The organism is Anaerotruncus sp. G3(2012) (assembly GCF_000403395.2).
Classification (GTDB): Bacteria; Bacillota; Clostridia; order Oscillospirales; family Ruminococcaceae; genus Anaerotruncus.
Window position 1 is genome coordinate 420,895 of sequence record NZ_KE159668.1, and the last position, 3,524, is coordinate 424,418.

Sequence of the window (3,524 nt, forward strand, 5' to 3'; positions counted from 1 at the left end):
GGAAATGTACTCACGTTTTGCCAGCAGAAACTCGGCGTCGGCTACTCGGCTGTCACACGCAAAGCCGGTGACGAGCCTGCCGTTGTCTGTCTTTTGTGGGTTGGCTACATAGTCGATAATGTCACTGACCGCCTGACTTTCGGTGCGGCCTTTGCCGGTGTGCAGCGGCATGATGCGTGTGGTTGCCATGATGGAATCCTCCTCTCTGAACTCGTTTCTTTTATTGCAATAAATCCTTTTGGCGGGTATAATAAAATAAAATTTTTCTGCACCTCAAAGGAGTGCCTTTTATGATAGAAAAATGGATAGCAGAGGCAACGGAATGTGATTTCAAAGTTGCCGTTGAAATTAAAAAACCAAAAAGCTGGCTGAAAAGCGTCAGTGCCTTTTCTAACGGTATTGGAGGGACGCTGTTCTTTGGCATTGACGATAATCAGAATACGGTCGGCCTGCCCGACATTCAAGGTGATGCCGAGGTCATCAGCCGCTTTATTAAAGAGCGGATTACACCCATCCCTCAATTTGTGCTGACCCCGTTTCAGGAAGATGGAAAGGATATGCTTGCCTTAAAAATTCCAGCTGGGACCTCTACACCCTATTACTATAAGGCAGACGGTATTATGGAAGCCTACATCCGGGTTGGGAATGAAAGCGTGGCTGCGCCTGATTACATCGTCAACGAACTGATTTTGAAAGGAACACACCGGTCCTTTGACGCGCTGGTGACAGATGCCCCCAGGAAAGATTATAGCTTTACACTGTTGGAAGCAACCTACCTGGAGCGTACAGGACTGCGGATGGAACTGCCGGACTACTGTTCTTTTGGCCTTGCGGATAAAAATGGGATGCTCACAAATGCCGGAAGGCTGCTGACGGATCAGCGCACTGTTTTTAACTCCCGGATATTCTGCACCCGCTGGAATGGTTTGGAGAAAGGCTCTATCTTTGATGATGCGCTGGATGACAAGGAGTATGAGGGCAGTCTGATTTATCTCCTGCAAAGCGGCTGTGAATTTATCCGAAACAACTCCAAAGTCCGTTTCGCAAAAGAAGCGCAGTATCGTGTGGATAAACCTGATTACGCAGAGCGGGCAGTAACCGAGGCTGTGGTCAATGCCCTGATCCATCGGGATTATATCGTTTTGGGCAGCGAGATTCATATTGATATGTACGATGACCGGGTAGAGATTGTATCGCCAGGTGGAATGTTCGAGGGTGCGCCTGTTCAGGAATGTGACATCAATACCATTCGCTCTGTACGCCGGAATCCAGTCATTGCAGACTTGTTTCACCGTATGAAATATATGGAACGGCGGGGAAGCGGTCTGCGTAAGATCGTAAGTGAAACAGAAAAACTACCAGGGTATGAAGAATATCTAAAACCGGAGTTTTTCTCAACACCATCGGATTTCAAGGTGATTTTGAAAAATGTGAACTACATCATGAGTGGTAGTTCCACACATGAAACCACACATGATACCATACATGACCTTGCTTTGACGCAAAAACAGGCTCTTTTATTGGACTTCTGCACCGAGGCCAGAAGCAGGGATGAGATGCAGTCATTTGTTGGGATTACAAACCGTTCTCATTTTAGTAAGGCTTATTTGAAACCGCTGTTGGCATCTGGGAAACTTAAAATGACCATTCCTGATAAGCCTAAGAGCCGGAGCCAAAAATATATTACAGCAAAAGAGCAATAGGCCAATCCGGGTTGTGGCTGGAATCAGCCGATATTCCGGCAAAAAGAAAAAGCGGAGGAAGGCGCGGCGAAGAACGCCGTTCCTCCCTCCGCAGATGGGGCAGATTGCCCGGTCAGGAGAGCTTGGAAAGCTGGGCCAGTATCTTCTGCACACCGTCCCAAAGCTGTTCCTGCCGCTGGGATATATCTTCCAAATCAGCGTCATAAACCCGCCCGGTTTCATGCACTTTACGGGTCAGCTGGTTTAAGTTGTTGCTGGAATAGCGCATCAGGGACACCAGCTCCTTCAGCTCCGGCAAATCCAGCTTTACCACATACCCGTCCAGCGCCATTTTCCGCAGATAGGCTTCCCGGTTGACGGTTCCAAGCTGGGCCATTTTCTGCTCAATCAGGGCCAGCTCCTCCGGGGAAACCCGGAAATTCACCTGCACCTCCCGTTTCCGCTTTGCCGCGCTCATCGTTCCGGTTCCCGTTTCTTAGGGGCGGCGGGTTTGCGTTCCGGCGGCTCCTGTTTGAGTTTTTCCAGGACGGAGCCTTTCTCCGGGGCTTGAAGGACTTTCCGCGCCTGCTTCAAAAACAGGTCGGTCAGACCGGGGTTGACCTTATCCACCACCAGGGCATAACTGTGGCGGGGATCGCCGCCATCCTCCGGCATGGGGATTGTTTTCGCCCAGGCTTTGTTATCGCGGGAGATACGCCCGTCATGCTCCTTTTTCAGCACCGTATTGGCAAGGATAACCTGCACACGCTCCGGCCCGAACTGTTCCAGCACTTCTTTGACAGCGGCCTCGGTATTCAAGCGGTTATCCCCATAGTGGGCGCTGATGGCCTGCCGGGTGGCTTCTTTGCAGGCAAGACTGACTTGCAGGGAGGCGCGGTACTGCGCCATCTCCCCATGCTCGGACGCATAGGCGGCGGAGTGGGGATAGACCGGGGCGGCTCTCTGTTCCTCTTTTGCCTTGCACATCTCATTGGCCCGTTCCTCAATGCTTTCCCGGATCACATCCATATAGCCGGTTTCCAGTTTTTCAAAATGCCGGTACACATCAGCCAGCGGGGAGGGGGAATCCAGAAGCGCCTGTGCCTGTGCATCGGAGAGTTCCAGTTCCTCCATCGCCATCACAATGTCCTCCCGGACGGTGTACTCATAGGCATGGTTTAAGACCTCCTCCGGGGACTGGCTTTTCAGCCAATCCCGGAAGGTATCCTGTTCAGCGGCCATCTTCTCATAAAGGGCCGTATTCTTTTCGTTGCTGTTCATATTATCTTGCCTCCTGTTCCTGTTGTCTGGGTTTCTTTTCCATGCTGCGGGGCGGGATGGGGCGTTTCAGCCCTTCCAGCACCGAGGGCCTTTCGCGCTTGGCAATCGCCGCTTCTGGACGGGACTGCCCCTTGCTGTCCATGTTCAGCTCCATATCCAGCTCCACCAGACGGGCGTTCTTGACCCGCAATTCCTCCTCATAGGGGAAGGCTTTGCCCACTTCCTCCTTCGCGGCGGCCTGCTGCTGGTAAAGGTTATCCAGCTGGACTTTGACGCTTTCCAACCGCTGGGGCATCTGGGAAAGCGCGTTGTCAATCCGGGTCAGGTTGCCGCGCGGGTCTGCGCCCAGGGCGGTACGGTGGGTCATCTTGCCTTTCAGTTGGAGCATATATTCCTTCTGAAAAGCGTCAAAGGTTACAAACATAGCAAATCCCCGGTAGCTGCCGACCTGCACCGGCTCGGAGCCTTTAACCTCCTTGCAGGCGTCCAGAAGGGCGGCTCCGGCGTTCTCTTTGTCGGTGAGCGTATCGCCCCGGACTTCCATGCCGGTAAATCCGTCTG

At 52.4% G+C, this 3,524-nt stretch carries 3 protein-coding genes and 2 pseudogenes; 1 reads left to right on the top strand and 4 read right to left on the bottom strand.

Annotation, left to right across the window (positions count from 1 at the left end; genetic code table 11):
* Nucleotides 1-189, bottom strand: a pseudogene (locus C814_RS13710) (relaxase); the annotation flags it as partial.
* 101 nt (nt 190-290) lie between these two features.
* On the opposite strand from C814_RS13710, the gene C814_RS13715 reads away from it, so the two are divergent.
* The gene (locus C814_RS13715; protein WP_016315946.1) at nt 291-1,703 is read left to right on the top strand and encodes an ATP-binding protein; all 1,413 of its coding nucleotides are present in this window, start codon (nt 291-293) and stop codon (nt 1,701-1,703) included.
* A gap of 112 nt (nt 1,704-1,815) precedes the next feature.
* Here C814_RS13715 and mobC read toward each other — a convergent pair whose 3' ends face one another.
* The 3 genes and pseudogenes from mobC to C814_RS13730 form a co-directional block, all read right to left on the bottom strand.
* Entirely contained in the window at nt 1,816-2,160 is a 345-nt protein-coding gene (gene mobC / locus C814_RS13720) for a plasmid mobilization protein (RefSeq protein ID WP_016315947.1), read from the bottom strand.
* On the bottom strand, nt 2,157-2,963 hold the full coding sequence (locus C814_RS13725) for a DUF3848 domain-containing protein (protein ID WP_016315948.1): 807 nt from the start codon (nt 2,961-2,963) through the stop codon (nt 2,157-2,159). Before C814_RS13725 ends, mobC begins: the two co-directional genes overlap by 4 nt.
* Before the next feature lies 1 nt (nt 2,964).
* Nucleotides 2,965-3,524 (bottom strand): annotated as a pseudogene (locus C814_RS13730) (helicase); the annotation flags it as partial.